Source organism: Candidatus Methylomirabilota bacterium (assembly GCA_036005065.1).
Lineage (GTDB): Bacteria > Methylomirabilota > Methylomirabilia > Rokubacteriales > DASRDR01 > DASYQW01.
In genome coordinates, this window is sequence record DASYQW010000167.1 from 1 (window position 1) to 2,462 (window position 2,462).

Annotated in this window: 5 protein-coding genes; 4 read left to right on the forward strand and 1 reads right to left on the reverse strand. The window is 71.1% G+C overall.

The annotated features are described in order from the left end of the window. A partial coding sequence (locus VGW35_12095) for a sensor domain-containing diguanylate cyclase (protein HEV8308400.1) occupies positions 1–913 on the reverse strand: 913 nt, incomplete at its 3' end. A gap of 251 nt (positions 914–1,164) precedes the next feature. Between VGW35_12095 and VGW35_12100 the strand changes: the two genes are divergently transcribed. The 4 genes from VGW35_12100 to VGW35_12115 all read left to right on the forward strand — a co-directional run. Next, positions 1,165–1,290 (forward strand): hypothetical protein, encoded by a 126-nt coding sequence (locus tag VGW35_12100; GenBank protein ID HEV8308401.1) that lies wholly within the window; start codon positions 1,165–1,167, stop codon positions 1,288–1,290. A gap of 53 nt (positions 1,291–1,343) precedes the next feature. Beyond that, positions 1,344–1,586, forward strand: coding sequence for a hypothetical protein (locus VGW35_12105; protein HEV8308402.1), 243 nt, complete (start codon positions 1,344–1,346; stop codon positions 1,584–1,586). Then, positions 1,583–2,155, forward strand: a complete 573-nt coding sequence (locus VGW35_12110; protein HEV8308403.1) for a hypothetical protein — start codon at positions 1,583–1,585, stop codon at positions 2,153–2,155. The genes VGW35_12105 and VGW35_12110 overlap by 4 nt, the downstream gene beginning before the upstream one ends. Positions 2,156–2,315: 160 nt before the next feature. Then, the coding region (locus tag VGW35_12115; protein ID HEV8308404.1) for an enoyl-CoA hydratase-related protein at positions 2,316–2,462 on the forward strand (147 nt) is incomplete at its 3' end.

Genomic DNA, 2,462 nt, shown 5'->3' on the forward strand with positions numbered 1-2,462 from the left:
GCTCGAACGGGTGCTGCTCGAAGACGCTCCGGATCCGCTCCGCGTAAGTCACGGCGCCGGCCTTGGACGTGTCCACCAGCAGGATGGCGAACTCGTCGCCCCCGAACCGGCTCACGACCGTGAAGTTCCGGGAGTGCCGGAGGAGGAGCCGGGCCGCGTCACGGAGGACCACGTCGCCCCCGCCCTGCCCGGCGTGCTCGTTGACGGCGCGGAAGCCGTCGAGGTTCAGCAGCACGAGGGCGACCGGCTCGCTCGAGCGCGGGAAGCGCCGGCACTCCTCGTGGAGGCGAGCCAGGAAGTAGCGCCGGTTGTAGACGTCGGTGAGCGCGTCCTTGAGCGCCAGCGCCTCGAGGCGCGTGTTGCGGATCGCCACGCCGGCCTGGAGGGCGAGCGCCCGGACCAGCGGCTCGTAGCGGGTGTCGAAGGGCACGACCCGGCCATCACGATCGAGCGCGTTGATGAGCTGCAGGACGCCGAGGATCTTGCCCGACGGGTCCTGGAGGGGGAGGACCAGGACGGACAGCGTCCGATAGCGGCACCGGGCGTCGACCTTGCCATTGAAGCCGTACGGGCGGTCCGGGGGGATCATCTGCGGGTCGTGGAGATTGAGGATGTCCCCGGTGAGCGCGACGTGCCCGGCGAGGCTCGGCTCGTCGAGCCGCAGCGGCTCGACCTGCAGACAGCGTCGCATCTCGTCGGCCCCGAGCCGGCGGGTGAGCGCATCGTTCTGGACCACGGAGAATTGCAGGCGGTCGCCCTCCAGGAGATAGAGGGTGCCGGCCTCGGCGCCGGTGAACCGGCGGGCCTCGGTGAGGATGCGATCGAGCAGGATGGGGAGCTCGGTCTCGCGGGTGAGGGCGAGCGCGATCTCGACCAGGTCCTGATAGGCGCGGGAAAGTTCGTCCCCAGCCATGGGTGGCCCGTGTGATGAGCAAGAGGAGTGCCACGGTCCGACCCGCCAGCGCTCCTGGAAAGACGGGCACTTAGCCGGAATGCCGGCCCCCTGATCGGCGATGAGGTGGCCATTTTTCGCCGGGCTGCCGAGTTTCTTACCAGACGGCACGCGCAGGAGGTACGTGAATTCCCGGAGACGCCGTTACCGGCCGGCGTCGGGCGGATGGAGATGTCCATCTCCTCATCGTCGTGGCGCCCCGGGACCCGGCGGTGCCGCGCCATCTCGGCTTCGAGGTGGCGGACAGCGTGGAGTCAGCGGTGGCCCGAGCCGAGGCCGTCCACGGCCGCGAGCGCGCGATCGCGTACGTCGAGCAGCCGAACCTCGTCCGCCTCTGACGGCTCGGCGCCGCGCTCTTCCGGCGAAGGGATGGGCTAGAATAGCCGCGGCCATGGTATCCCGGGAGGAGCTCCGGCGGTTCGTCGAGGGCCACCGTCGGGCCAGCGTGCGTCTTCGCCAGGAGGCGCTCCGCCGGCTCGTGTCGCTCAGCGTCGAGGAAGCCCGGACGGAGTACGACTCCCTGTGCCGGGTATGGGAGGCGGCGTCCCGGACCTCGGGCGACGAGGCGGCACTCGACCGGCGGGCGATCGAGGACCGCGTTGCGCTCCGACGCCGCCTCCGCGGCCGCCGGTGAACCGCCAGTTCGAGACCGCCTGGCAGCTCCACACGTTCCTCACGGCACGCCGGATCCCCTACGCGATCATCGGCGGCCTGGCCGTCCAGCGCTGGGGGCAGCCGCGCCTGACCCGTGACGTCGACCTCACCATTCTTCTGGCTCCGGGAGGCGAGGAGCCGACGCTGCGCGAGATCGTGGCGAGGTTCCCGGCCCGCCTCGAGAACGCGGTGACGTTCGCCCTGGAGCATCGCGTGCTGCCCGTGGAGGTGCCGGGGGGCAGCGAAGCCGACATCAGCCTGGGGCTGCCCGGCTACGAGGAAGAAGTCATGGACCGGGCCGTCCCCTACGAGCTGGGAGACGGCCGGCAGGTCCGCCTCTGCTCGCCCGAGGACCTCGTCATCCATAAGGCGCTCGCCGGGCGCCCACAGGACGTGCTGGACATCGAAGGCGTGGTGGCGCGACAGGGGAAAGCCCTCGACGTCGCCTATGTGCGCCGGTGGCTCGCGGAGCTGGCGCGGATCGCCGACGACCCGGAGGTGTTGGGCCGGTTCGAGCGGATCTGGGCGGCCCACGGCCCGCACGCCTGACCGCGGGAAACGGAGCGAGCTCGTACACCACCGCCCGGCGCGGGCCGAGCAAGCAGGCCGGCTGAGATTGACACCGCGTGGTCCTTGCCACCGCGGCGGCGATGTACCGCAAGATGGACATGCCGCTCTGGCTGGAGCATGCGGAGAGGGAGCTGAGAGCATGACCCGGAACGTCACGCTCGACCGCGACGGTCGCGTCGCGACGGTGACCCTGAACCGACCCGACCGGCGCAACTCGCTGAGCGACGAGATGCTGGCCGAGCTGGCCGCGGCCTTCGCCGAGCTGCGCGACGACGCGAGCACGCGG

Coding starts and splice junctions, on each gene's coding strand:
- VGW35_12105 (HEV8308402.1), top strand. CDS start 1,344: ATGGTATCCCGGGAGGAGCTCCGGCGGTTCGTCGAGGGCCACCGTCGG.